Origin of the sequence: Daejeonella sp. (genome assembly GCF_017495225.1) — a bacterium.
Classification (GTDB): Bacteria; Bacteroidota; Bacteroidia; order Sphingobacteriales; family Sphingobacteriaceae; genus Daejeonella.
In genome coordinates, this window is sequence record NZ_JAFEIG010000036.1 from 18,060 (window position 1) to 43,309 (window position 25,250).

Annotated in this window: 22 protein-coding genes; 19 read left to right on the top strand and 3 right to left on the bottom strand. The window is 37.2% G+C overall.

The features are described 5' to 3' along the window. Positions 1–11: 11 nt before the first annotated feature. From QZ136_RS13315 to QZ136_RS13360, 10 genes are all read left to right on the top strand, one after another. Positions 12–2,417: a 3-hydroxyacyl-CoA dehydrogenase/enoyl-CoA hydratase family protein gene (locus QZ136_RS13315; protein ID WP_291404429.1), complete on the top strand. Its 2,406-nt coding sequence runs from the start codon at positions 12–14 to the stop codon at positions 2,415–2,417. 81 nt (positions 2,418–2,498) lie between these two features. Further along, positions 2,499–2,870: a four helix bundle protein gene (locus QZ136_RS13320; protein ID WP_291404431.1), complete on the top strand. Its 372-nt coding sequence runs from the start codon at positions 2,499–2,501 to the stop codon at positions 2,868–2,870. Between the two features lie 66 nt (positions 2,871–2,936). After that, the gene (locus tag QZ136_RS13325) at positions 2,937–4,109 is read left to right on the top strand and encodes an acetyl-CoA C-acyltransferase (RefSeq protein ID WP_291404433.1); all 1,173 of its coding nucleotides are present in this window, start codon (positions 2,937–2,939) and stop codon (positions 4,107–4,109) included. 277 nt (positions 4,110–4,386) lie between these two features. Then, positions 4,387–4,773 carry a four helix bundle protein gene (locus QZ136_RS13330; protein ID WP_291404435.1) on the top strand — a complete coding sequence of 129 codons (387 nt, stop codon included), beginning with the start codon at positions 4,387–4,389 and terminating at the stop codon, positions 4,771–4,773. 253 nt (positions 4,774–5,026) lie between these two features. Further along, positions 5,027–6,817: an acyl-CoA dehydrogenase family protein gene (locus tag QZ136_RS13335; RefSeq protein ID WP_291404436.1), complete on the top strand. Its 1,791-nt coding sequence runs from the start codon at positions 5,027–5,029 to the stop codon at positions 6,815–6,817. Positions 6,818–6,989: 172 nt separating this feature from the next. After that, positions 6,990–7,172, top strand: coding sequence for a hypothetical protein (locus tag QZ136_RS13340; RefSeq protein ID WP_291404438.1), 183 nt, complete (start codon positions 6,990–6,992; stop codon positions 7,170–7,172). Positions 7,173–7,176: 4 nt separating this feature from the next. Then, the gene (locus QZ136_RS13345; protein ID WP_291404440.1) at positions 7,177–7,848 is read left to right on the top strand and encodes a TetR family transcriptional regulator C-terminal domain-containing protein; all 672 of its coding nucleotides are present in this window, start codon (positions 7,177–7,179) and stop codon (positions 7,846–7,848) included. 28 nt (positions 7,849–7,876) lie between these two features. Next, positions 7,877–9,187: an AarF/ABC1/UbiB kinase family protein gene (locus QZ136_RS13350; RefSeq protein WP_291404442.1), complete on the top strand. Its 1,311-nt coding sequence runs from the start codon at positions 7,877–7,879 to the stop codon at positions 9,185–9,187. 121 nt (positions 9,188–9,308) lie between these two features. Further along, positions 9,309–9,782, top strand: coding sequence for an FKBP-type peptidyl-prolyl cis-trans isomerase (locus QZ136_RS13355; protein WP_291404444.1), 474 nt, complete (start codon positions 9,309–9,311; stop codon positions 9,780–9,782). 12 nt (positions 9,783–9,794) lie between these two features. Beyond that, positions 9,795–10,670, top strand: coding sequence for an FKBP-type peptidyl-prolyl cis-trans isomerase (locus QZ136_RS13360; RefSeq protein WP_291404446.1), 876 nt, complete (start codon positions 9,795–9,797; stop codon positions 10,668–10,670). Between the two features lie 142 nt (positions 10,671–10,812). Here QZ136_RS13360 and QZ136_RS13365 read toward each other — a convergent pair whose 3' ends face one another. After that, entirely contained in the window at positions 10,813–11,241 is a 429-nt protein-coding gene (locus QZ136_RS13365; protein ID WP_291404448.1) for a CBS domain-containing protein, read from the bottom strand. 256 nt (positions 11,242–11,497) lie between these two features. Here QZ136_RS13365 and QZ136_RS13370 point away from each other — a divergent pair, with 256 nt between their 5' ends. From QZ136_RS13370 to odhB, 3 genes are all read left to right on the top strand, one after another. After that, positions 11,498–12,937, top strand: a complete 1,440-nt coding sequence (locus QZ136_RS13370; RefSeq protein WP_291404450.1) for a DASH family cryptochrome — start codon at positions 11,498–11,500, stop codon at positions 12,935–12,937. Between the two features lie 177 nt (positions 12,938–13,114). Beyond that, a complete protein-coding gene (locus QZ136_RS13375) occupies positions 13,115–15,865 on the top strand; it encodes a 2-oxoglutarate dehydrogenase E1 component (RefSeq protein ID WP_291404452.1) in 2,751 nt (916 codons plus the stop codon). A 57-nt stretch (positions 15,866–15,922) separates the two neighbouring features. Next, positions 15,923–17,134, top strand: a complete 1,212-nt coding sequence (gene odhB, locus QZ136_RS13380; protein ID WP_291404454.1) for a 2-oxoglutarate dehydrogenase complex dihydrolipoyllysine-residue succinyltransferase — start codon at positions 15,923–15,925, stop codon at positions 17,132–17,134. 136 nt (positions 17,135–17,270) lie between these two features. Here the strand turns inward: odhB and QZ136_RS13385 are convergent, their stop codons facing one another. Next, positions 17,271–18,008, bottom strand: a complete 738-nt coding sequence (locus tag QZ136_RS13385) for a head GIN domain-containing protein (protein ID WP_291404456.1) — start codon at positions 18,006–18,008, stop codon at positions 17,271–17,273. A gap of 69 nt (positions 18,009–18,077) precedes the next feature. Then, entirely contained in the window at positions 18,078–19,718 is a 1,641-nt protein-coding gene (locus QZ136_RS13390; RefSeq protein WP_291404459.1) for a M1 family metallopeptidase, read from the bottom strand. A gap of 139 nt (positions 19,719–19,857) precedes the next feature. Between QZ136_RS13390 and lpdA the strand changes: the two genes are divergently transcribed. The 6 genes from lpdA to QZ136_RS13420 all read left to right on the top strand — a co-directional run bounded on the left by lpdA (position 19,858) and on the right by QZ136_RS13420 (position 24,449). Next, positions 19,858–21,261: a dihydrolipoyl dehydrogenase gene (gene lpdA, locus QZ136_RS13395; RefSeq protein ID WP_291404461.1), complete on the top strand. Its 1,404-nt coding sequence runs from the start codon at positions 19,858–19,860 to the stop codon at positions 21,259–21,261. Positions 21,262–21,289: 28 nt separating this feature from the next. Next, positions 21,290–21,748 carry a sterol desaturase family protein gene (locus QZ136_RS13400; RefSeq protein ID WP_291404462.1) on the top strand — a complete coding sequence of 153 codons (459 nt, stop codon included), beginning with the start codon at positions 21,290–21,292 and terminating at the stop codon, positions 21,746–21,748. 4 nt (positions 21,749–21,752) lie between these two features. Beyond that, the gene (gene murB / locus QZ136_RS13405) at positions 21,753–22,766 is read left to right on the top strand and encodes a UDP-N-acetylmuramate dehydrogenase (protein ID WP_291404464.1); all 1,014 of its coding nucleotides are present in this window, start codon (positions 21,753–21,755) and stop codon (positions 22,764–22,766) included. 156 nt (positions 22,767–22,922) lie between these two features. Then, entirely contained in the window at positions 22,923–23,456 is a 534-nt protein-coding gene (locus tag QZ136_RS13410; RefSeq protein ID WP_291404467.1) for a sigma-70 family RNA polymerase sigma factor, read from the top strand. A 73-nt stretch (positions 23,457–23,529) separates the two neighbouring features. Further along, entirely contained in the window at positions 23,530–24,213 is a 684-nt protein-coding gene (locus QZ136_RS13415; RefSeq protein ID WP_291404469.1) for a lycopene cyclase domain-containing protein, read from the top strand. After that, a complete protein-coding gene (locus tag QZ136_RS13420) occupies positions 24,210–24,449 on the top strand; it encodes a cytochrome b5 domain-containing protein (protein ID WP_291404471.1) in 240 nt (79 codons plus the stop codon). Before QZ136_RS13415 ends, QZ136_RS13420 begins: the two co-directional genes overlap by 4 nt. Positions 24,450–25,250 lie beyond the last annotated feature (801 nt).

The window sequence follows — 25,250 nt, forward strand, 5'->3', positions numbered from 1 at the left end:
ATTCAAAAGATATGAAACGAGTGATTAGAAAAGTTGCTGTATTAGGTTCGGGTATCATGGGCTCCCGAATTGCTTGTCATTTCGCCAATATAGGTGCTGAAGTGCTTCTGTTAGATATTTGCCCTAAAGAATTAAATGCTGATGAGCAGGCTCGGGGACTTGATTTAAACCATAAAGCTGTGCGGAATCGCATTGTGAATGCTGCTCTCGACAGTACTTTAAAATCGAACCCCTCAGCCATTTTTTCTAAAAAAGTTATTCCTAATATCACTACGGGCAACTTTGATGATAACATGAAGGATATCGCCACTTGCGATTGGGTTATTGAGGTGGTTGTTGAAAAGCTTGAAATCAAGAAGTTGATTTATGATCAGGTTGAAAAATATAGAACAGCGGGTACTTTAATAAGTTCCAATACATCTGGGATTCCTATTCATTTAATGGCTGAAGGCCGTTCTGATGATTTTAGAGCTCATTTTTGTGGAACACACTTTTTTAACCCGCCACGTTATCTTCGTCTATTAGAAATAATTCCTACGCCCGAAACAAAGTCTGAGGTGATTGATTTTCTCATGCATTTCGGAGATAAATTTCTTGGCAAAACTACCGTTTTATGTAAGGATACGCCGGCATTTATCGCCAATAGGGTAGGTGTTTATTCGATTATGGCACTTCTTCATTTGGTGCAAAAAATGGATCTCACAGTTGAAGAGGTCGATAAATACACGGGTCCAGTTTTAGGAAGGCCTAAGTCAGCTACTTTCCGTACCACAGATGTTGTTGGTTTAGATACCATGATTAATGTGGCTGCTGGTTTATACAATAATCTGCCGAATGATAAAGCGCATCAACTCTTCGAACTTCCTGATTATGTGAAGAAGATGCAGGAAAATCAATGGCTTGGCGATAAAACTAAGCAGGGCTTTTATAAGAAAATTAAAGGTGCCGATGGGAAGTCGGAAATTCTTGCTCTAGACCTTAAAACTTTAGAATACAAGGCACAGCAAAAAGTAAAATCTCCTACACTCGAAGCATGTAAGTTGGTTGATAATTTACGTGAGCGAATGAAGGTTTTTGCGCAAGGAACTGATAAGGCTGGGGAGTTTTTCAGGACCTCTTTTTTCGGACTTTTCGAGTATGTTTCAGATCGTATTCCCGAGATTTCTGACGAATTATACCGCATTGATGATGCTATGAGGGCAGGTTTTGGCTGGGAGCTTGGTCCTTTTGAAGTATGGGATGCTCTTGGTGTTAAAAATGCCCTTGAGGGAATGAAAAAATATGGCAAAGAAGCAGCTCCATGGGTGCATGAAATGATCTCTGCCGGTCATGATTCCTTTTATAAGGTTGAAAATGGCATTAAGAAATATTATGATATCCCATCTAAAGCTTACAAGGTAGTTCCAGGCTCGGAAGCATTTATTATTCTTGATAATATTCGCTCAAACAATACGGTTTGGAAAAATTCGGGAACAACTATTACCGACCTTGGCGATGGTATCCTAAACCTTGAAATTCATACCAAAATGAATACAATTGGTGGTGAAGTTATTCAGGGTATGAATAAGGCAATAGACCTTGCTGAAAAAGATTTTAGAGGTCTGGTAATTGGTAATGATGGAGCAAATTTTTCGGCGGGAGCAAACATCGGAATGATATTTATGGCCGCCATAGAGCAGGATTGGGATGAAATTAATTTAGCTATCCGCATGTTCCAAAATACAATGATGCGGATGCGCTATTCGAGTATTCCTGTGGTGGCAGCAGCTCATAATCTTACCCTTGGCGGTGGTTGTGAATTATGCTTACATGCCGATTTCGTACAAACCAATGCCGAAACTTATATGGGTTTGGTGGAGTTTGGTGTGGGATTAATACCTGGTGGTGGCGGGACAAAAGAATTTGCACTCCGACTTTCAGATGAATTTAAAGAGGGACAAATTGAACAGGCAGCGCTAAGAGACCGATTTTTAACGATTGGGCAGGCTAAAGTTTCTACCTCTGGCTTAGAAGCATACGAACTTGGCTACCTTCAAAAAGATAAATTCGGAATCACCATGAACCGGAGTCGCTTGATTGTTGACGCTAAAAATAAAGCTTTAGAGCTTGCTGATAGAGGTTATACCCAACCTGTAAGACGTAAAGATATTCGGGTTTTGGGTAAGCAGGGACTAGGAATAGTTTATGCAGGAGCGAATTCAATGTTTGCCGGGAACTTTATCTCAGAGCATGATAAAAAGATATCTGAAAAGCTAGGTTATGTATTGTGTGGTGGTAATTTATCGCAACCTGCTCTTGTTACAGAACAATATTTACTCGATTTGGAGAGAGAAGTGTTCCTCTCACTTTGCGGCGAAAGAAAAACCCTAGAGCGTATTCAAAGCATTTTGACGAAGGGGAAACCTTTGAGGAATTGAGAAAGCAGATGTGAGATTTGAGATGTGAGATTTGAGACATGTGACATTAGAAAAGAGTGTATAATTTGATTTTAAGACTATATGCATAATTTGAAAGAGCTTAAAATATGGAAAAAGGCTATTGATTTGGCAGTTGAGGTATATCAAGTTACTTCCTTATTCCCTCTTGAAGAGAAATACGGTTTAACCTCACAAATTCGCCGTGCAGCTGTCTCTATTTCATCTAATATCGCTGAAGGAGCTGGAAGAAATTCCGAAAAGGAATTTAAACATTTTTTAGGAATTGCGAATGGCTCTTCTTATGAACTTCAAACTCAATTATTTATATCAAATAAACTAAGTCTTATAAACAATGAAGATTTAGAAAAATTGCATCACTGTATCGATGAATTACAAAAAATGAATTATGGTTTTCAGAATATGTTAAACAAAAAATCCTCAAATTTTAAATAAAAATCTCATATCTCACATCTCAAATCTAATGTCTCATATCTCAAATCTAACTACTAAGTACTAAATATGGCATACATCATAGCAGCATATAGAACCGCAGTTGGAAAGTCTGCTCGCGGCGGATTTCGTTTTACTCGTGCCGATGATCTTGCGGCCGACGTTGTCAAACATTTGATGGCGGAAATCCCAAATTTGGATAAAGATGAAATTGACGACGTGATTGTTGGAAATGCTACGCCAGAGGCTGAGCAGGGACTAAATATCGCACGTATGGTCTCATTGATGGGTTTAGGTACAGATAAGGTGCCAGGGGTGACGGTAAATAGGTATTGTGCTTCGGGTTTAGAAACCATCGCGATGGCTACCGCAAAAATAAAATCAGGTATGGCCGATTGTATCATTGCGGGTGGTGTTGAAGTCATGTCTGGGATGCCTTTCGGTGGATGGAAATTAGTCCCGAACCCAGAAGTTGCCAAAAACAATCCAGATTGGTACTGGGGTATGGGACTCACAGCTGAAGCTGTTGCAAAAGAATATAAGGTTAATCGTGAAGATCAAGACGAGTTTTCCTTCAATTCTCACCAAAAGGCTATTGCAGCGATAAAAAATGGGCATCTCAAGGATGGTGTGGTGCCAATTACCGTGAAGGAAACCTATTTAGATGAAAACTTAAAACAAAAAACTAGAGAGTTTATCGTAGATACGGATGAAGGTCCGAGGGCTGATACCGCCATCGATAAACTTGCAAAATTGAAGCCTGTTTTTGCCGCTGGTGGTACTGTTACAGCGGGAAATTCATCACAAACATCAGATGGAGCAGCTTTTGTGCTTGTTGTTTCTGAGAGAATGCTTAAAAAATTGAATGTAGAGCCTATTGCACGTTTAGTGAGTTATGGAGTAGCCGGTGTGCCCCCTAGAATTATGGGTATTGGTCCGATAGAAGCTATCCCCCTCGCATTAAAAAAGGCTGGAATGAAGCAAGATGACCTTGATTTGATCGAATTAAATGAGGCCTTTGCTTCACAATCTCTTGCTGTAATTAGAGCGCTCAATCTCGACCAAAACAAGGTAAATGTGAATGGAGGAGCAATTGCTCTGGGCCATCCACTTGGATGCACTGGTGCTAAACTTTCTGTTCAACTATTCAATGAGCTGAAAAGAAGAGAAAAGAAATTCGGTATGGTTACAATGTGCGTTGGAACGGGACAAGGGGCAGCGGGAATATTTGAAATAATGTAAAAGGAGTAAAGAGCAAGGAGCAAAGAACAAGGAAAAAAGAATAAAGAACAAGGAATAAAGAACAAAGATCAAGGAATAAAGAACAAAGACAAAACTTTATTAGCACGAACTAGTCCTTACTCTTTACTCCTTGTTCCTTGCTCAAAAAATCATGTAGAAAGAACAAAGATTAAAGAACAAAGACAAGCGTATTAGAAATCATTAACCTAACCTGTCCATACTCCTTGCTCCTTGTTCCTTGCTCAAAAACCAGGGGGATTTTAATAGTTATTATACGATGCACAATTTTAGAAAACTAAACATTTGGATAGATGCGATGGCTCTCGCAAAAGAAGTGTATTTGATCACATCTAAATTCCCAAAGGATGAAAAATTTGGTTTAGTTTCTCAAATTAATAGGTGCTCAGTATCAGTTCCTTCTAATATAGCTGAGGGATCTTCAAGAAGCTCAAAAAAGGAGTTTTCACACTTTATAAAGATCGCTTTAGGGTCTTTATTTGAGTTGGAAACTCAGTTGATTTTGTCAAATGAAGTCGGATTTTATGACATCGAAAAATTGAATGCTTTGGAGCCAAAGATTGTCAAGCTTCAGAAAATGCTGTGTAGATTTTTAATTAGTATAGAAGAAAAAAACAATGTAGAAAGAACAAAGAACAATGAATAAAGACAAGCGTATTAGAAATCACTAACCTAGTCCTTACTCTTTACTCCTTGCTCAAAAACAATGTAGAAAGAACAAAGAACAATGACTAAAGACAAGCGTATTAGAAATCACTAACCTGTCCTTACTCTTTGCTCCTTGTTCCTTAATCAAAATATAATGTAAAAAGAACAAAGAACAATGACTAAAGACAAGCGTATTAGAAATCACTAACCTAGTCCTTACTCTTTGCTCCTTGTTCCTTAATCCCAAATTTATGGAAGAATTAAAAAACAAATCAATCAGAGGCGGAGAGTTCATCATCCGCGAAACAGCATGTGAAGATATTTTCATTCCTGAAGAGTTTGATGAAGAGCAGTTGATGATCAAGAAAACTTGTGAAGATTTTCTTGAATCGGAGGTTTATGCCAATTTAGACAGAATTGATAAGCTAGAAGAAGGTTTAATGGTTAGTTTAATGGATAAGGCTGGTGAACTTGGTTTATTAGCCGTATCTATCCCTGAAGAGTATGGTGGTTTTGGAAAAAATTTCAATACCTCTATGCTTGTTGCGGATTCTGTCGGACCAGGTTGTTCCTTTGCAGTTGCTCTTTCAGCCCATACAGGAATTGGCACCTTACCTATTTTATATTACGGAAATAAGGAGCAGAAAGATAAATATATTCCGAAATTGGCTACAGGCGAATGGAAGGCTTCCTATTGCCTTACAGAGCCAAACTCTGGTTCGGATGCTAATTCGGCTAGAACAAAAGCAGTTCTTAATGAAGCAGGCACACATTACCTCATTACGGGACAGAAAATGTGGATTACCAATGCTGGTTTTGCTGATATTTTTATTGTTTTCGCCAAAATTGACGACGATAAAAATCTATCTGCATTTATTGTAGAAAAAGACTTTGGTGGGATTACCATGAATCCTGAGGAGCATAAAATGGGAATTAAGGGCTCATCAACACGTCAGGTGTTTTTTAATGAATGCCCTGTTCCTGTAGCTAATTTGCTTTCAGAGCGTCAAAATGGGTTTAAGATTGCAGTTAATATTTTAAATATCGGTAGAATTAAACTGGGAGTTGCCGCAATTGGTTCATCTCGCAGGGTTTTAAATCACGCCATTAATTATTCGAATGAACGCGTTCAGTTCGGACTACCAATCTCAAAATTTGGGGCAATCCGATACAAACTCGCCGAAATGGCCAGCAGAAATTTTGCGATTGAAAGTGCCGCCTATCGTGCCGGACAAAATATTGATGATGCCTATGATGCTTTAGTAGCTGAAGGTATGGATCCATCTCAAGCAAAGCTTAAATCTACTGAACAGTTTGCCGTTGAATGTGCCATTTTAAAAGTTTGGGGATCTGAAATGCTCGATTATATCGTTGATGAAGGAGTTCAGGTTTATGGTGGAATGGGCTATTCTGCCGATGCGCCAATGGATCGTGCATATCGCGATAGCCGCATCAACAGGATTTTTGAAGGTACCAATGAAATTAATCGAATGTTGATTCTAGACATGCTTTTGAAGCGTGCCATGAAAGGGGAGTTGGATTTAATGACCCCTGCTCAAGCAGTTGCATCCGAATTAATGTCGATTCCTGATTTTGCTGAGGAAGATACCACTCTATTTGCCGCCGAGAAGAAAGTACTGCAAAATCTTAAAAAAGCGGGACTAATGATTGCTGGTGCTGCCGTACAAAAGTTAATGATGACACTCTCCAAAGAACAAGAGATTTTAATGAATATCGCCGATATTATTGGCTATGTATATGTTCTTGAATCAACCGTTCTTCGTGTTGAAAAATTAGTTAAAATGAGAGGTGAAGAGGCTTGTAAAGGTCAGCTAGATTTAATGCGAATCTATCTTTATCAATCAGTGGACAAAGTTTCAATAGCCGGTAAAGAAGCCCTCTGCTCTTTTGCTGAAGGCGATGAATTAAGGATGATGCTTGTGGGTCTTCGCCGATTTACGAAAATTGAACCATTTAACATTAAGGATGCCAGACAGCGTGTTGCCAAACAGCTCATTGAATCCAATAAATACTGTTACTAAAAATCAAAAACATCAGCTTCAATTTTGGGGCTGATGTTTTTTCTCTTTATCATCATTCTGTCAATGTTTTTCATTGCTCGTGTTTTCTATAGAAATATGACAATATTTCAACCGTAGAAAACAATCCTATCTTTTGTATTTGCGATATTTGTATATCAAAATTCAAAACCTGATGGAAAACAGAAATTTTAACCTAGTTAAAAGAACAGCACTTCTTTTAAAGAAATATTTTTTATCTATTTCGAATTTACTTTTCGCTGTAGATAATGATCGTGCATTTGTTTTTATACCATCGAGAACTAAAAACTCAGCTAATACACTAAGAGCTTTTAGAAATCAGACTCTAAATAAATAATAAAATGGCTAAGAAAAAGAGTTTAATCAGTGCAGAAGAACTGCAAAATGCCTATGTAGACTATGTTTTAACGCAGGGGCAGATGCCGAAGTCGGTTTATGTTTTCGCCAAAGAAAATGGAATGTCGGAGGAGGAGTTTTACACTCATTTCGGTTCTTTTGAGGGTATTGAACAGTCCATATGGACAGATCTTTGTCAGAAAGCGCTTACCGAAGTTGAAAATCAGGAAATCTGGTCTCAATATTCGTCTAGAGAGAAAGCGCTTGCCTTCTTTTATGCATTAATTGAGCTTTTGAAGAGTAAAAGAAGTTTTGTGCTGTATAGCCTTAAGCAATCAGGTCCTAAAATTGGTAGCCCATCCGTTTTAAAAGGGGTGAAGACTATTTTTGAGAGCTTTGCAACAGGAATTATCAATCAAGGCCTTGAGCAAGGTGAGCTTGCTGATAGAAAGTTTTTTACCAGCAAATACAAGGATGCACTTTGGATGCAGTTTGGTTTTATTCTTAATTTCTGGGCCAAGGATAGCAGTGCAGGTTTCGAAAAGACAGATGAAGCCATCGAAAAAGGAGTTAATGTAACTTTTGATTTATTTGAAAAATCAGCGCTTGATAGTATTCTCGACTATGGTAAGTTCATGATGAACAATGGTGGCATGAAACAGAACATGAAATTTTAATTAATTTTATTGGCATTAGCCAAAAAATATGAAAGAACAAGATAGTATCCCAACCTCAAAAACACAGCGTTCGGCAAAATTTGTTAAAACAGGTTTTAAGGTTGGCGGTAATTATATTAAGCATTATTCTAAGAAATTATTTAATCCTGAACTTAGTAAAGACGAGTTAAATCTCGACAATGCGACAGATATTTATACCTCTTTAAGTGAGCTAAAAGGCAGTGCTTTGAAAGTTGCTCAAATGCTTAGCATGGATAAAAATATCCTTCCTAAGGCTTATGTAGATCAATTTTCTTTATCCCAATACAATGCGCCACCATTGTCTGGTCCGCTAATTGTTAGAACTTTTACCAAGTATTTCGGAAAAACTCCATCCCAGATTTTTGATGAATTTAATATCAAATCCACTAATGCTGCATCAATTGGTCAGGTGCATCAGGCGGTTTTAAATGGGAAGAAATTAGCAGTTAAAATTCAATATCCTGGGGTTGGGGATAGTATCTCATCCGATTTAAAGATGGTTAAACCCTTTGCTTTTCGCTTGCTTGGTATGAGTCAGAAGGAGCTTGAGGTTTACATGTCGGAGGTTGAAGATCGTTTATTGGAGGAGACTGATTATGATCTTGAAATTAAACGTTCTATTGAATTCTCGGAAGCTTGTAAAAACATTCCTAATCTAGTATTTCCTACCTATTTCCCTGATTTATCATCGAAGCGAATAATTACTATGGAGTGGCTCGATGGGATGCACATGAAGGAGTTTTTGAAGACCAATCCTACTCAGGAGATTCGTAATCAGGTAGGGCAGGCCTTATGGGATTTTTATAATTTCCAACAACATGAACTAAGAGCTGTTCATGCAGATCCACATCCAGGAAATTTCTTGATCACGCCCGATGGTAAATTGGGAGTTATAGATTTTGGCTGTATCAAAGAAATGCCATCCGATTTTTATAATCCTTTCTTTTCCTTAACATCAACAGACATGCTTCAGGATAAGGCAAAAACAATTGTTGCTTTCCGTGAATTAGAAATGATTCGTGCCGATGATAACGCTTCTCAAATCGAGTTTTTCTATCAAGTTTATAAAGAAATGATCGAGCTATTTGCTCAGCCATACATGTCTAAAACCTTCAACTTTAGCGAAAAGGGCTATTTTGATAAGCTCTATAATTATGGTGAGAGGATAGCTAAAATGCCTGAATTTAAGCAGGCTAGAGGTGTAAAGCACTTTATTTATGTAAACCGCACCAATTTTGGTTTATATAATATGCTTAATGAGCTGGGAGCAACAGTTAAAACGGATACCTGGAAACCTCACGTTAATCTAGCTTCCTAAAGTATTATTGCCGATTTTTCTTTCAATTGTTATTTATTTTTCGTATATTATTGTCTATTTATTTAGTTAAATAATGTTAATCCTTACTTTTTAACATTTAAATGGATAAATTTGCATTATTATGAAGATTAATAAAATATTGATTTTGTCGTTTATTATGGCGCTAACCTTAGGTTCATGCTCAAAAAACGATGATTTTGACCCTGCGAAGCAAGCCGAATTAGATGAAGCTTTAATTGTAAAGTTCATTGCTGATAATAAAATAACAGCAACTAAACATTCAAGTGGTGTTTATTATCAGATTTTAAGTCCAGGTACAGGTTCTGTAATTTATAATGCAAATACCGTTGTAACTGCAAAATATACTGGCAGGCTACTAAATGGTTCTATATTTGACCAAACAACAACACAAATACCATCGTTCGCTCTTGGAAAAGTTATTGTAGGATGGCAAATTGGAGTTCCCTTAATTCAAAAAGGTGGAAAAATACGAATACTCATTCCTTCACAATATGGATATGGTCGAAATGTAGCTGGCACAATTCCTGCTAATTCAGTTCTTGATTTTGACATAGAACTTACTGACGTAAAATAATTTATAGACGAAATGAGACAATTTTCAAAATACGCATTCCCGGTTTTTTTATCAATAGTAATTTTAGCTTCTTGTAAAAAAGAATACGAAACTATTGATGTAATTGATGATAGGTCTGTTCAGGAATATATTCAGCAAAATAAATTGAATGTTCAACAATATGAAAGCTCAGGCATTTATTATCAGGTGGTATCGCCAGGTACCGGACCGGTAGTTGAGTATTCTGATATGGTACCCGCAATCATCACTACTCGCACTTTAGATGGTAAATATCTTTCTATTGATACATTTAGTGTTTCAAATAGATATTATAACTATCTCGGCTATTTTAACCCCGAAGCAATTCGAGTTGGTGTAAAAGAAGTGTTAAAAAAATCAAATGGTACTATCAGAATGATCATTCCTTCACGTTTAGCATTTGGACGTAATGGTTCAGGGGATATTCCAGGAAATGCGTCAATAGATATGACAGTCAGGATTTTAGATGTTTCTAAATTGGCAGATTATGAGGATTTTACAATTAAAAAATATCTTCAGACTAACTCTCTGACTGGCTTTACAAAAACTTCTTCCGGACTTTATTACAAAATTGCACAACCAGGAACGGGAAGTCCGATTACAGCAGATTCAACCATTGTTGCAAATTATACTGGTAAATTATTAAATGGCGTTGTTTTTGACAGAGCTGCCCCAGGAAGTGAAGCTACGTTTGCTTTGAAAAATTTAGTTCAAGGGTGGATACAAGCTATTCCATTAATTAAACAAGGTGGCTCCATCAGATTACTTGTTCCATCTTCTTTAGCTTATGGAATGCAAGGGAGCTCTCCAACTATTCCAGCATTCTCTACTCTTGATTTTGAAATTAATGTAACCGACGTTAAACCCTAATAAAAATTATTATTCAAAATCTGTCAGTCCGGACCCCGATCCGTTAGAAAACATATTATTAAACTCTGTCAGTCTGGGCCCCGATCCGTCAGATAATATTATTATTTGAACTCTGTCAGTCCGGACCACGATCCGGACTGGATTAACTGCTAATATAATTCTGCAATTGCTCAATTGTTTGTTGTTGATCTTCAATTACAAATTTCACTAGGTCACCAATCGAAATTATACCAATAACAAGTCCATTTTCAATAATAGGCAAGTGCCTGATACGGCGTTCAGTCATAATTTGCATACAATGATCTATGCTTGTCCCGAGTTCAATTGTTACAAGCTTCTCAGACATTACCTCTTTGATTTTTGTTGCCTTGGAAGATTTCCCAACTAAAATAATTTTTCGGGCATAGTCTCTTTCCGTAAAAATTCCATTCAATTTAGTGCCATCCATAACAAGTAATGCACTAATGTTTTTATCCATCATCACCTGTAATGCATCTAATACCGAAGTTTCAGGGCTTACAGAAAAAATAGATTTGAAATTGTTCTGTACGATATTATTTACTGTTTTCATATCAGTATATTTTAGCTAACTAAATATAATTAAATATTATCGTATTATTAGATTCAATTTATTTCACAAAGCAGGAAGCCCCGACTTTTGCCCCTTAAATCGTAAGGATATCTGTATTTTTTAAAAATTGTTGCTATTTATCAAAAATCTTACAAGAAAATGATCAATAAAACCAATTCTAGACCGTATTTTGGCCTAAATTTTAAAAAGAGGAAATTCTTCTTTTAAAAGCAATCAGGGATAGCCCTTTATACTTATGAGCGGGAAAACCATATTAGTTTGGTTTAGAAAGGATTTACGAATTCACGATAATGAAATATTAACTGAGGCGGTACGCAAGGGTAATAATATTATTCCTGTTTATTGCTTTGATCCTAGGCATTTTGAATTAACCTCTTTTGATACTTTAAAAACTGGAGTGATTCGTGCCCAATTTCTATTGGAAAGTGTTGCCGATTTACGTAAATCATTCCAAAATGTGGGAGGCGACCTTATTATTCGCGTGGGTAGGCCTGAAAATATTCTTCCTGAATTAGTTTCTAAATATCAAGTTCATGAGGTTTATCACCATCGTGAAGTAGCCTCTGAAGAAACTGGTGTTTCGGCAATGGTTGAAGATGCCTTGTGGAAATTAAAAATTAATCTTAAACATTTTATTGGTCATACCCTCTATCATAAAGAAGATTTACCCTTCCCAATAAATAATATTCCGGATGTATTTAGCAATTTCCGAAAAAAGATAGAACGTGATAGCTCCGTGAGAAGCTGCCATGATGCGCCCGGGGCAATGACTTTCCCTGCTAATTTAGAATATGGAGAACTACCAAGTTTATCAGAATTAGGTTTTCCTGAGCCAGTTAAGATAGATGAACGTTCGGTTATGAAATTTCAGGGTGGAGAAACAGAAGCTTTAAAACGCTTGCAGGATTATTTCTGGACCACTAATTCCGTAAAAACATATAAACAAACTAGAAATGGTTTAATCGGAGCAGATTATTCTTCTAAATTTTCAGCGTGGATTGCCTTAGGATGCCTTTCACCACGTGAAGTATATTGGGAAATTAAGAAATATGAGCAGGTTCATGGGGCAAATGATTCAAGCTACGGACTTTACCTCGAATTATTATGGCGTGATTATTTCCGCTATATGTTTAAAAAATACGGAAATAAATTCTTTCAAAAGTCTGGTTTTAAGGGTGTTGCACCCGAAGAAGGAGAAAGTCAATTGGCATATTTCGAACTTTGGAAAAAGGGTGAAACAGGAATACCTTTTGTGGATGCAAACATGCGCGAACTCAATGCTACAGGATTTATGAGTAATAGAGGGCGTCAAAATGTAGCAAGTTTTCTAGTTAAGGATCTCAAAGTTAATTGGATGTGGGGAGCAGCTTATTTTGAAGAAAAGCTAATCGATTACTGTCCCGCAAATAATTGGGGCAATTGGGCTTATATCGCTGGTGTAGGAAATGACCCTAGAGAATATCGTTATTTTAATGTGCTTAAGCAAGCTTTAGACTATGATTCTCAAGGAAATTATGTGAAACTCTGGTTTCCAGAATTAAGTCCCTTGAGCCCTGAAAATATTCATCAACCTTGGAAAATTTCGGAAGATGAGCGTGCAGAATACCAGTTGAAGAGTTTCGAGAAAGCTCCAGTTTATGCGCCAGAACTTGGTGCTACGAAGGGAAAAATTTAAATAACTGTTCAAATTATGCTCTTTTGAATATTTAGGGCGTTTTTTGGAACATTTTTACTAATTTCACATGCAATTATTCTGATTAAATTGTTTGACTTAAATTAAAAAATAGCGCTCAATTTTCAGGATTCTATGCTTAAAGTCTTATTTTTGTGTCGCAAAAGACATTGTTTTTAAATGGATAAATTATCATACCTAAGTAACGCGAATTCCGAATACATCGATTCTCTTTATCAATCATACAAAGAAGATCCAAACTCTATTGATTTTGGATGGCAGAAATTTTTTGAAGGTTTCGATTTTGGTCGTGGATCTGAAGCTGGAGTTGTAAGTGCCGAAACTCCCGATCACTTTCTCAAAGAAATAAAAGTTTTAAACCTTATCAATGGTTATAGGCAGCGTGGGCATTTGTTCACAAAAACTAATCCCGTTCGTGAGCGTAGATCTTACTTCCCAGGAAAAGAACTTAGTACTTTTGGTTTAGAAGATTCAGATCTTAATACCGTTTTTAATGCTGGTGTTGAAGTAGGCCTTGGTGCTGCTACTTTGCGTGAGATTCTTGCCCTAGTTGAGCAAACTTATTGCCAGTCGATAGGCGTTGAATATAAATATGTTAGAAATCCTGAAAAACTAAAGTGGTTTGAACACAGGATGGAGTCGGAGCGAAATACTCCTAATTTTAATATTGATACCAAAAAGAGAATATTGAGTAAGTTGAATGAGGCGGTTGTCTTTGAAAATTTCCTCGGAACTAAGTTTTTAGGTCAGAAAAGATTTTCTCTTGAAGGTGCAGAAGCTGTTATTCCTGCCTTAGATTCAGTAATTCACAAAGGTGCTGAGCTAGGAATTGAAGAATTTGTAATTGGTATGGCGCATAGAGGTCGTTTGAATGTCCTAGCTAATATCATGCAGAAGACCTACAAAGATATTTTCTCTGAATTTGAAGGGAAAGGATACGATGTAAATACTCCATTTGGGGGCGATGTAAAGTATCACATGGGCTACTCAACAGACGTAAAAACTGATTCAGGAAAGAACGTTCACTTAAGCTTATGTCCTAATCCATCGCATCTTGAAACCGTTGATTCGGTGGTTCAGGGTATGGTACGCTCAAAAATTGATTTTAAATACGAAGGTAATCATAAGCGCATTGCACCGATTTTGATTCATGGGGATGCATCTCTTGCCGGACAAGGTATCACCTATGAGGTTTTACAAATGGCTAAGCTTGATGGCTATAGAACAGGCGGAAGTATTCACCTTGTGATCAATAACCAAGTCGGATTTACCACTAATTATAAGGATGCTCGTTCATCAACTTATTGTACTGACCTTGCAAAAGTGACCCTTTCGCCAGTATTTCACGTAAATGGTGATGATGTTGAAGCCATCGTTTATGCTATTAACATGGCCGTTGAATATCGTCAGAAGTACCATAATGACGTATTTATTGATATTCTTTGTTACCGCCGTTATGGCCATAATGAAGCGGATGAGCCTAAATTCACACAGCCACTTTTATACAAGGCTATTGAGAAACATGCTAATCCACGTGAAATTTATAATCAGAAATTATTAGATCAAGGGACTGTAGATGCCAATCTTGCGAAGGAAATGGAAAAAGATTTCCGTGCCCTTTTGCAGGAAAAATTAAATCAAGCCAAAGAAGAGAACTACTCGGCAGTTCATCAGGTATTTGGAGGTGTTTGGGCTGGTTTAAAATTAGCTAAGGAAGGCTCTATTTTAAAGCCTGTGGAAACGAAAGTCTCTGAAAAAGAGATGCTTGAGTTAGCAAAATCTATTAGCACCTTGCCAAGTGGGAAGAAATTTTTCAAGAAGATTGAAAAACTTTTTGATGAGCGTAGAAAAATGGCTGATACCAAAGTCTTTGATTGGGCTATGGGCGAATTACTAGCTTATGCAACATTGCTTAAGGAAGGTTTTAGAGTGCGTATCAGTGGTCAAGATGTGGAAAGAGGTACTTTCTCTCATCGCCATGCTGTTTTAACATTGGAGGATTCTGAAGAAGAGTATATCCCTCTTGCTCAATTAAATAGTGATATTGCGAAGTTTGAAATTTACAATTCTCATTTGTCAGAATATGGTGTTTTAGGTTTTGAATATGGTTATGCGCTAGCAAACCCAATGGCACTGACTATCTGGGAGGCTCAATTTGGAGACTTTGTGAATGGTGCTCAAATTGTAATCGATCAGTTTATTACCAGCGCCGAGACTAAATGGCAACGTTCTAATGGTTTAGTGATGTTGCTTCCGCACGGTTTTGAAGGTCAGGGACCAGAACATTCATCTGCAAGGATAGAACGTTTTATGGAGGCTTGTGCCGATGATAATATCCAAGTTGCCAATTGTACAACGCCAGCAAACTTATTTCACATTTTACGTAGACAGTTAAAACGCGATTTCCGTAAGCCGCTAGTAGTCTTTACGCCTAAAAGCTTGTTGAGAAGTCCGAAGTGTGTGAGTTCACTCGAAGAATTTACTAAAGGGAACTTCCAAGAAGTTATTGATGATGCTTTTGTAAAAGCAGCAGATGTTAAGCGTGTTCTTTTCTGTAGTGGTAAGGTTTATTATGACCTGCTCGATAAGCAGCAGACTGATAAGAGAAATGACGTGGCTATTGTTCGTTTAGAGCAGTTATATCCATTACCATTAACGCAGCTTGAAGCAATAAAAAGTAAGTATAAAAATGCTTCCGAATTGATTTGGGTGCAGGAAGAGCCAGAAAATATGGGTGCATGGCCTTATATTTCAAGGAAGTTCCGTAAATCAGCATTCGACTTCGATTTAATATCCCGTAAGGAGAGTAGTAGTACAGCTACAGGCTATGCCAAACAACATGCGGCACAGCAATTATATATTGTAAGTAGTGCTTTTGAAAATGTTGCTGGATCGAAAAGTAAAAAATAATAGAAGAGCAGCACGTATATTTGTTAATATTGAAGAATTTTATTAAAAAATACCATTATGAGTTTAGTGATCAAAGTCCCACCAGTTGGCGAATCTATTTCTGAAGTTACCTTATCCCAATGGATAAAAAAGGACGGCGACTATGTTGAAATGGATGAAGTAATTGCCGAATTAGAGTCGGATAAAGCAACTTTTGAGCTAACAGCTGAGAAAGCTGGGACTTTAAAAACTATTGCTAGTGAGGGAGATACCCTTGCAATTGGTGCTCCTGTATGTAGTATTGAGGAAGGCGGACAGCCTGCAGCAGCAAAAGAAGAAGCTGCTCCAAAGGCTGAAACAAAGGAGGCTGCACCTAAGACTGAAGATGCAAAGGCTAGTACTTATGCTTCTGGCGCTCCATCGCCTTCGGCGGCTAAGATTTTAGCTGAGAAGGGTGTTGATGCCGCTAGTGTTAAAGGAACTGGTGTTGGAGGTAGATTAACTAAAGAAGATGCCTTAAATGCAGATTCTTCTAAGAAAGCAGCAGCTCCTGCAGCCGCTCCTGTTGTTGCCGCTTCTGTACCTGGTTCTCGTTCTGAAAGACGCGAAAAAATGTCTTCTTTAAGAAAGACCGTTGCAAAGCGCTTGGTTTCAGTTAAAAATGAAACTGCGATGCTAACAACCTTCAATGAGGTTGATATGCAGCCAATTATGGATATTCGTGCCAAATACAAAGATAAATTCAAAGAAAAGCATGGTGTTGGTTTAGGATTCATGTCTTTCTTCACCAAAGCAGTTTGTGAGGCATTGAAGGAATACCCTTCAGTAAATGCTCGCATTGAAGGTGAAGAAATTGTATTTAATGATTTCGCTGATATTTCAATTGCTGTTTCTGCACCAAAAGGATTAGTAGTTCCTGTAATCAGAAATGCAGAAGCGATGTCTTTAGCTCAAATTGAAGCTTCTGTAATGGCATTAGCAGTGAAGGCACGTGATAGTAAGTTAACTCTAGAAGAAATGACTGGTGGTACTTTTACAATTACCAATGGCGGTGTATTTGGTTCGATGATGTCGACGCCAATTATCAATGCTCCTCAGTCTGCAATTTTAGGAATGCACAATATCGTAGAGCGCCCGGTAGCAGTAAATGGACAAGTTGTTATTCGCCCAATTATGTATGTGGCTTTATCTTATGATCATAGAATTATCGACGGACGTGAATCTGTTGGATTCTTGGTGAAGGTTAAGCAATTATTGGAAGATCCTACTAGATTGCTTCTAGGAGTTTAATGAGATAGAAAATTAATCTTATATAAAAGGCCGGTGCATTTAAATGTACCGGCCTTTTGCTTTATGTTATTTGTAGCTTTTGATCGATTTTATTCGATTTTTTGCTAAAATGTCAAGAAAAATGAGTAAATTATGTTTAGTATTTTGAAATATTACCTGAGCCCGATTTCGTATATTTTACGCTCGGATTTCCAGCATATTTGATGTTTCCTGAGCCACTAATCAGGGCATCCAAGTTCTTGTTCACATGAATTTCAATATCTCCTGAGCCGCTAATCTTTGCATTCGCAATTTCTGATTGTAGATTCTTACCCATGAAATTGCCCGAACCTGCAATAGTTATAGATGTGTTTTCTGATTTTCCTTTAGCATCAATTTTACCAGACCCACTGATTAATGCCACATAGTTTTCAGCATCCATCTCTAAGGTAATATTTCCTGAACCACTTATAGTGTTGGTGAGCTTAGTAGAATTAACCAATCCGCTAACCTGAATATCTCCCGAACCAACCACAGTAAGGCTATGAAGTGTTTTGGCCTCTATGTAAATATCTATACGCTCTGTACTTTTCCAAGTCCTTTTGTTTAGCGTTTTCTTTCTTCCGATTTTTAAGATGCCATTCTCAATTCTGGTCTCAATTTCACTTATAACCTCAGCATTGCCTTCTAAACGGAGACTTTCACTCGTTCCCATTGTTATATAAACGTTATAGTTGCCAGCAGATGATACACCTGAGAAGCCAGCTACTGTTCGGTTTTCATCTACTATGTTTGCAGTGCTTCCTATTGAAAAGGTTCCAGTACATGCCAGAGCAAAGTTAGAAATTGCGACTACAAACAGCATGAATGTTAGTCCCTTGATTATTTTTTTCATATTCTAATATATCATTGATTTTATTTAAAGACGAAATGTTTTTATAAACGTTGCACCTTTTCTCTATTTTTATTTTAATTCTTTTAGTTCCACGTAAAAATTCTTCAAATCAGGTTTGAATCCCTTTTTGAGAGCAATTTTCTTCCATTCGCTTGTTGGATAAATCCAAGTTTGTTTCTCTCCCGAATTAATTCTAATTGGCATATTAAAATCTTGAACATTGGCAATCCAGCGATATTGCGTTTGTTTCCCACTTGTTTTATACTCAAGAATTGGGATGCTTTTATAGTTAAGATATTGATTATAAACCTTAGTAAAATCCTTCCCTGAAGTCTGATTAATAAATCCAACAATGTCTTCTGTAGTACTGGTTTTTAATCCGAATTCGCTATTCAAGCCTCTCAATATTTCACGCCATTTTTTATCATCATTGATAATTGTACGGGTTAAATGAAGCAAATTAGCTCCTTTAGGATACATATCGCCCGAACCTTCTTGATTTACTCCGTAGGGTCCAGTGATAGGTTTATCATTTCTGATATTTTTTCTTATTCCTTCAATGTATCTTGCACCAGCCTCTTTTCCGTCGCGACTCTCAACGAATATTGCTTCGGTATAGGTTGTAAATCCTTCATGAATCCACATATCTGCAATGTCTTTGGATGTAATATTATTGCCAAACCATTCGTGTCCAGTTTCATGGATGATGATATAATCCCAGCTCATTCCAAGTCCAGTGCCTGACAAATCCCGACCTAAATAGCCGTTTAAATATTTATTACCATAAGCAACTGCACTTTGATGCTCCATTCCTAAATAAGGAGTTTCCACTAACTTAAATCCATCGCGATAGAAGGGATAGGGGCCAAACCAATTCTCAAAGGATGTAAACATCGGTTTTACGTTGGCATTGAATTGCTTTTGTGCCTTCTCAAGGTTTTCTTTTAAGACATAATAATCGAGGGTTAAATTCCCGTTTTCGCCGGCATATGAATCCTTAAAGTGCGCATAATCAGCGATGTTAAGGGTCACGTTGTAATTATTAATGGGGTAGGAAACAAACCAATTGTACTGGGTATAGTTAGGGTCGGTATTTTTTGTGGAAAGCAAGCGTCCATTACTTACATTCATTAAACCTTTGGGTACGCTAACGCTAATCATCATGCTATCCACCTCATCCGATTGGTGATCCTTATTTGGCCACCAAGAACTTGCCCCAAAGCCCTGGCAAGACACCGCAACCCAAGGTTTTCCTTGTTTATCTTTTGCATAACTGAAACCACCATCCCATGGGGCACGCTTAGCTATTATGGTATTTCCACTATAAAAGACTGTAAATTCGTCAGTACTGCCTTTCTTTATCGTGCTCGGGAAATCGATGAAAACTGCATTAAATTCTCTTTTAAAAGGGATCTCTATGCCTTTATAAACTACCTTTTCAACCTTAAGTTGTTCAAAAAGATCAAATTGTAGTCGCTTGATATCATTTACAGCCCTAAACTTGAATAAATTCGATCCGCTGATAAATTTATTTTCAATGTCAAGTTTTACGTTTAAATGGTAATAATTAATGTCATAAGAACTTCTAAATTCGCTTAAAGTCCCTCTTAGCGTATCTGCTTTTGAGAATACATCATTTGGACCTTGTGAAAATGCAGCTTTTGTACATAGGCAGGCCAACAAAAGAGTTAAGGCATATATTTTTTGCATGCTGATTGTTTTTAATGTTTTTTCAAATCTAATTAAATAAAACATTTTAAATATTACCTAATTGCGCAACATTTTAATAATCGAATTTTTTTAAGGGTCGATATTTATTAACTTTGAATGAAATTAAAGATATTATCGCATGCAATTTGACGTAATAGTAATAGGAAGTGGTCCCGGTGGTTATGTTGCCGCCATTCGTTGTGCCCAATTGGGTTTGAAAACAGCAATTATAGAAAAATATAGTACTTATGGTGGTACCTGCTTAAATGTGGGTTGTATTCCGTCAAAGGCCTTATTAGACTCTTCAGAGCATTATCATAATGCAGCACATACTTTTAAGGAGCATGGTATTAATCTGAAAGATCTTTCTCCTGATATTAAGCAAATGGTTAATCGTAAGAATGAGGTAGTTGCTCAAACTACTGGTGGGATTACCTATTTATTTAAGAAAAATAAGGTAAGCACCTACCATGGAATGGGTTCTATGCTTGATAAAAATACAGTTAAGGTTACGAAGGCCGATGGTTCTTCAGAGAATATCACTGCTAAAAATATTATTCTAGCAACTGGTTCAAAGCCAACACAATTGCCATTCTTAAAGACTGATGGTAAGCGTATTATTACTTCTACAGAGGCTTTAAATCTGCAGGAAATCCCTAAACACCTAATTCTTATAGGTGGCGGTGTTATCGGATTAGAATTAGGATCTGTTTATGCTCGTTTAGGTTCAAAAGTTACCGTGGTTGAATTTATGGATTCAATTATCGGGACTATGGATAAAAGCTTGGGTAAGGAGCTCCAAAAAGTACTTGCTAAGCAGGGAATGGAGTTTTTACTAAGCCATAAAGTGACTGGTGCAAGTGTAAAAGGATCAAAAGTTACGGTTACAGCCGATAATGCTAAAGGTGAAAAGATTAGTCTGGAGGGCGATTATTGCCTTGTTGCCGTTGGTCGTACAGCATATACCGAAAATTTAGGGCTTGAAAACATTGGGATAAGCTTAGAAGAGAGAGGTAAGAAAATTCCTGTAAATGCTCATCTTGAAACCTCAGTACCAGGTATTTATGCTATTGGTGATGTGGTAAAGGGTGCCATGCTTGCGCATAAAGCGGAAGATGAAGGTACTTATGTTGCTGAAATTATTGCGGGACAGAAGCCGCATATCAATTATAATCTTATTCCAGGTGTTGTTTATACTTGGCCAGAAGTAGCCAGTGTTGGTCAGACGGAAGAACAATTAAAAGAAGCGGGAATTAAATTTAAAGCGGGTTCTTTCCCGTTCAAGGCGAGCGGAAGAGCACGTGCAAGTAATGATACCGATGGTTTTGTTAAAGTTTTAGCTGATGCTACTACTGATGAAATTTTGGGAGTTCACATGATCGGACCAAGAGCTGCGGATATGATTGCTGAGGCTGTTGTGGCGATGGAATTTAGAGCATCTGCAGAGGATATTGCTAGAATTTCTCATGCGCACCCTACTTATACTGAGGCATTTAAAGAGGCAAGTATGGCTGCGACAGAAAACAGAGCCATCCATATTTAATTTCTTTTAAAAAGGATTTAGAATAGATATGCAAATAATCATCAATACTGCGATCATACTTGCTACTCTAGCTGGAATGGAAGCATTTTCATGGTTTATTCATAAATACTTGTTCCATGGTCCGCTATGGTTTATTCATAAAACGCATCATCAACATCGTTCAGGTTGGTTTGAGCTGAACGATGTTTTTAGCCTCCTTTTTGGCGCTACATCCATGTATTTAATTTGGGAAGGTAAAGCAAACTTGGATTTCAAGTTTTGGGTAGGTATCGGAATTTCTATCTATGGTATTATCTATTTTATTTTCCACGACTGGTTCATTCATAATCGGTTAAAGAGTTTTAAGACCGACAATTCCTATCTTTTGGGAATTCGCAGGGCGCATAAAATTCATCATAAATCGACTGAGAAAAATCCTTCTGAAGAGTTCGGATTGTTATTAGCATCCAAAAAGTATTTTAAGCAATCAAACCAATCTTCACAATAATTGTATGCAGGTACTTGAAAATATCTCACTAAAAACACTTAATACCTTTGGTGTAGAAGCAAGAGCCGAATATTTTGTGGATATTGAATCTGAAAATGACCTACAGGACTTATTTTCTGATGATAAGTGGAGAGATTATCCTCGATTAGTCCTAGGAGGGGGTAGCAATATGCTCTTTACCCAAAACTTTGGAGGTTTAGTCATTCATCTTAAAATCCAGGGATTAAGTGCAGAAATTGAAGGAAATGATGTTTATGTACGTGCTGGGGCTGGTATTGTATGGAATGATCTGGTAAATTACTGTGTAGATAATGACTATGCAGGAATTGAAAATTTAAGTCTCATTCCCGGTTCTGTGGGAGCATCTCCCGTCCAAAATATTGGTGCATATGGAGTTGAACTTCAAGATATTTTCCATTCTTGTCGTGCTTTTGAGATTTCTACGGGTAAAATTAAGGTTTTTTCCAAAGAAGATTGTGCTTTTAGCTATCGTGATAGCGTGTTTAAATCCTCATTCAAGGGATTGTACATCATCACGGAAGTGACTTTTAAGCTCTCAAAAATATTTAAGCCCAATGTTAGCTATGGCGCAATTACTGAGGAATTGGCTAAGCGAGGTATTAATGTGCCCAGTATCAAGCAGTTATCGCAGGTGATTTCGCATATTCGGGTGAGTAAGCTCCCAGATCCCACAACCATTGGTAATGCAGGAAGTTTTTTCAAGAATCCTATTATAGCCGAGTCTACATTTAATAGATTGAAATCACAGTTTGCTGATATAGTGCATTTTCCGGCAGGAGAGGGCTATGTTAAGGTTTCTGCCGGTTGGCTTATTGAGCAATGTGATTGGAAGGGTAAAGTAGTAGGGAACACAGGAACATGGAAAAACCAAGCCTTAGTATTGGTAAATCATGGTCATGCTACTGGAGATGAAATATTTCAGTTCTCTTCCTCAATTATCGATAGTGTTAATGCTAAGTATGGCATTCTCTTGGAGCGTGAGGTGAACATCATTTAATTCCTCTACTTCACACAATTGTGTGCAATCTTTACAATTTGGTATACAGTTTTTCTGAGCTCCTCTTAGGGGCATAGCAATTGTTTAATTTAGTATGTCTTTCATTGAACACCGATTTCTTGGTGGTTCAGAGTATTAACATATAAGCTAAACAACATGACTAGCATCGAATTTAACACCATGGTCACACGTCAGGCCGATTCATTAAAGCTTTATGCACTCCGATTTACTCACGATGCGGAGGATGCCAATGATCTTGTTCAGGATACGATACTTAAAGCTCTATCCTATTGCAATAAGTTTAAGGAAGGTACAAACCTGAAGGGTTGGCTTTATACCATCATGAAAAACACCTTTATTAATAAATACAGGCGTTTTGTAAAAATTGGCACAATGGTTATACAATCTGAAGACATTCATTATTCTAATTTAATGTACAGTGCCAGCAATAATCAAGGCGAGTCGAAATTTGTGATGGACGATATTAAAAATGCCCTTGAAAACCTTTCAGATGAGTATTATGTGCCATTTACAATGTATTTTGATGGGCATAAATATCATGAGATTGCCGAACATCTCACCATTCCGATTGGTACAGTTAAGACTAGGATCCATGTGGCAAGGAAGCTATTGAAAAAATCATTGAATGATTATGATCCCCAAAAAGGGCGCGCAGTATTTATGAATTGATATAATAGTGTAAATATCTTTCAGTTTTTTGGGAGAAGGTACATGCATTTAAGAAGAATGCCTAAATTTACATATGGAATTTTCTTATCTGCTGATCAATTTCTTGACCATCTTTTTCCCAATTGTGCTCTCTTTTGATAAAAGAGTGGCTTTTTTTAAGAGTTGGGCTTATGTTTTCCCGGGACTTTTAATTACGGGCTTGCTTTTTCTTTTTTGGGATTACCTATTTACAATTTATGGCGTTTGGTCCTTTAACCCGGAATATATCATTGGTTTTCATATCCTAGACTTACCTATAGAGGAAATTCTTTTCTTTATTACAGTGCCTTTTGCCTGCATTTTTGTGTATGAATGCTTGAATTATTATGTTAAACCGGATCTTTTAAAGCGGTTTTCAAGTCCGATAAGCTATTTTCTGATCGCCTTTTCAATTTTAATGCTTGTTCTTTTCTATGATCGAGTTTATCCCTTAATTACTTTCGGATTATTGGCTGTAGTGCTAATTATTACCGAATTTGTAGTAAAAAGCACTATTATGAGTCGCTTTTACTTAGCCTATCTCGTTTCATTAATCCCATTTTACCTCGTTAATGGCTTATTAACATCTATTCCTATTGTGATGTACAATAATGCCGAAAATATGGCTTTCCGCGTAGGAACTATTCCCTTTGAAGATCATTTTTATTCTCTTTCCATGCTATTAATCAATATTTTATTGTTTGAGTATTTTAGGAAAAGAGCTAGAGTTGCAAAATGATGGATTTGCCTGAATATAGTAAATCGTACTTAGCCTTACGCAACGGACAGGATAAACCTGAAATATGGGTAGCCTTTAAGGGATTAATTTACGACGTGACTGAAAGTCGCTTATGGAAAAATGGCAAACACTACGAGCATTGGGCGGGACAAGATTTGACGGAGGAGTTAAAAGACGCACCACATTCGGAGAAGGTTTTTGAGAAGTTTAGGGTAGTTGGTAGGATTAGGGATTAGTTATCAGTTGTCAGTTATCAGTTATCAGTTGTCAGTTATCAGGCTGGCGACATCTGTTACCTGGTGGCTGAAGTTCTCGAAGCCTAGTTCTTGAAGGTGGGAAATGACTTATCTTTATTAGTTATCAGTTGTCAGTTGTCAGGCTGGCGACATCTGTTACCCGCTGGCTGAGGTTCTTGAAGTCCGGGATCAGTTGTCAGTTATCGGTTGTCAGTTATCAGGCTAGCGACATATGGTACCCGGTGGCTATTGCCTACAACCGGTGGCTGAGGTTCTCGAAGCCTAGTTCTTGAAGGCAGGAAAAGAGTTATCTTTATCAGTTATCAGTTGTCAGTTGTCAGGCTGTCGACATCTGTTACCCGTTGGCTGAGGTACTCGAAGCCCGTGATTAGTTGTCATGATAGCGTCAACTGTAAACCGCTGGCTGAGGTACTCGAAGCCTAGTTCTTAGAGGCAGTTATTTTACATTAATAATCTCCCTAATCCCATTAATCAAATAAATCATAGTTCAGACAATTTAGTATTTAGTACATAGTATTTAGTACAAAGTATTTAGAAATGAACTGATAAGACTTTATTTTTTAACTAGCTCCTTTCTGTCCTTACTCCTTGCTCCTTATTCTTTGCTCCCAATTAGTAGTTAGTACATAGTATTTAGAAATGAGTTGACAAGATTTTTTAGTTTAGTCTTTTTTTTGTCCTTACTCCTTGCTCCTTATTCTTTGCTCCCAATTAGTAGTTAGTATTTAGTACATAGTATTTAGAAATGAGTTGACAAGATTTTTTAGTTTAGTCTTTTTT

Bases quoted from the DNA above. Each gene is read 5' to 3' on its own strand.
- QZ136_RS13315 (WP_291404429.1), top strand. From the start codon at position 12: ATGAAACGAGTGATTAGAAAAGTTGCTGTATTAGGTTCGGGTATCATG.
- QZ136_RS13320 (WP_291404431.1), top strand. From the start codon at position 2,499: ATGCATAATTTGAAAGAGCTTAAAATATGGAAAAAGGCTATTGATTTG.
- QZ136_RS13325 (WP_291404433.1), top strand. From the start codon at position 2,937: ATGGCATACATCATAGCAGCATATAGAACCGCAGTTGGAAAGTCTGCT.
- QZ136_RS13330 (WP_291404435.1), top strand. From the start codon at position 4,387: ATGCACAATTTTAGAAAACTAAACATTTGGATAGATGCGATGGCTCTC.
- QZ136_RS13335 (WP_291404436.1), top strand. From the start codon at position 5,027: ATGGAAGAATTAAAAAACAAATCAATCAGAGGCGGAGAGTTCATCATC.
- QZ136_RS13340 (WP_291404438.1), top strand. From the start codon at position 6,990: ATGGAAAACAGAAATTTTAACCTAGTTAAAAGAACAGCACTTCTTTTA.
- QZ136_RS13345 (WP_291404440.1), top strand. From the start codon at position 7,177: ATGGCTAAGAAAAAGAGTTTAATCAGTGCAGAAGAACTGCAAAATGCC.
- QZ136_RS13350 (WP_291404442.1), top strand. From the start codon at position 7,877: ATGAAAGAACAAGATAGTATCCCAACCTCAAAAACACAGCGTTCGGCA.
- QZ136_RS13355 (WP_291404444.1), top strand. From the start codon at position 9,309: ATGAAGATTAATAAAATATTGATTTTGTCGTTTATTATGGCGCTAACC.
- QZ136_RS13360 (WP_291404446.1), top strand. From the start codon at position 9,795: ATGAGACAATTTTCAAAATACGCATTCCCGGTTTTTTTATCAATAGTA.
- QZ136_RS13365 (WP_291404448.1), bottom strand. From the start codon at position 11,241: ATGAAAACAGTAAATAATATCGTACAGAACAATTTCAAATCTATTTTT.
- QZ136_RS13370 (WP_291404450.1), top strand. From the start codon at position 11,498: ATGAGCGGGAAAACCATATTAGTTTGGTTTAGAAAGGATTTACGAATT.
- QZ136_RS13375 (WP_291404452.1), top strand. From the start codon at position 13,115: ATGGATAAATTATCATACCTAAGTAACGCGAATTCCGAATACATCGAT.
- odhB (WP_291404454.1), top strand. From the start codon at position 15,923: ATGAGTTTAGTGATCAAAGTCCCACCAGTTGGCGAATCTATTTCTGAA.
- QZ136_RS13385 (WP_291404456.1), bottom strand. From the start codon at position 18,008: ATGAAAAAAATAATCAAGGGACTAACATTCATGCTGTTTGTAGTCGCA.
- QZ136_RS13390 (WP_291404459.1), bottom strand. From the start codon at position 19,718: ATGCAAAAAATATATGCCTTAACTCTTTTGTTGGCCTGCCTATGTACA.
- lpdA (WP_291404461.1), top strand. From the start codon at position 19,858: ATGCAATTTGACGTAATAGTAATAGGAAGTGGTCCCGGTGGTTATGTT.
- QZ136_RS13400 (WP_291404462.1), top strand. From the start codon at position 21,290: ATGCAAATAATCATCAATACTGCGATCATACTTGCTACTCTAGCTGGA.
- murB (WP_291404464.1), top strand. From the start codon at position 21,753: ATGCAGGTACTTGAAAATATCTCACTAAAAACACTTAATACCTTTGGT.
- QZ136_RS13410 (WP_291404467.1), top strand. From the start codon at position 22,923: ATGACTAGCATCGAATTTAACACCATGGTCACACGTCAGGCCGATTCA.
- QZ136_RS13415 (WP_291404469.1), top strand. From the start codon at position 23,530: ATGGAATTTTCTTATCTGCTGATCAATTTCTTGACCATCTTTTTCCCA.
- QZ136_RS13420 (WP_291404471.1), top strand. From the start codon at position 24,210: ATGATGGATTTGCCTGAATATAGTAAATCGTACTTAGCCTTACGCAAC.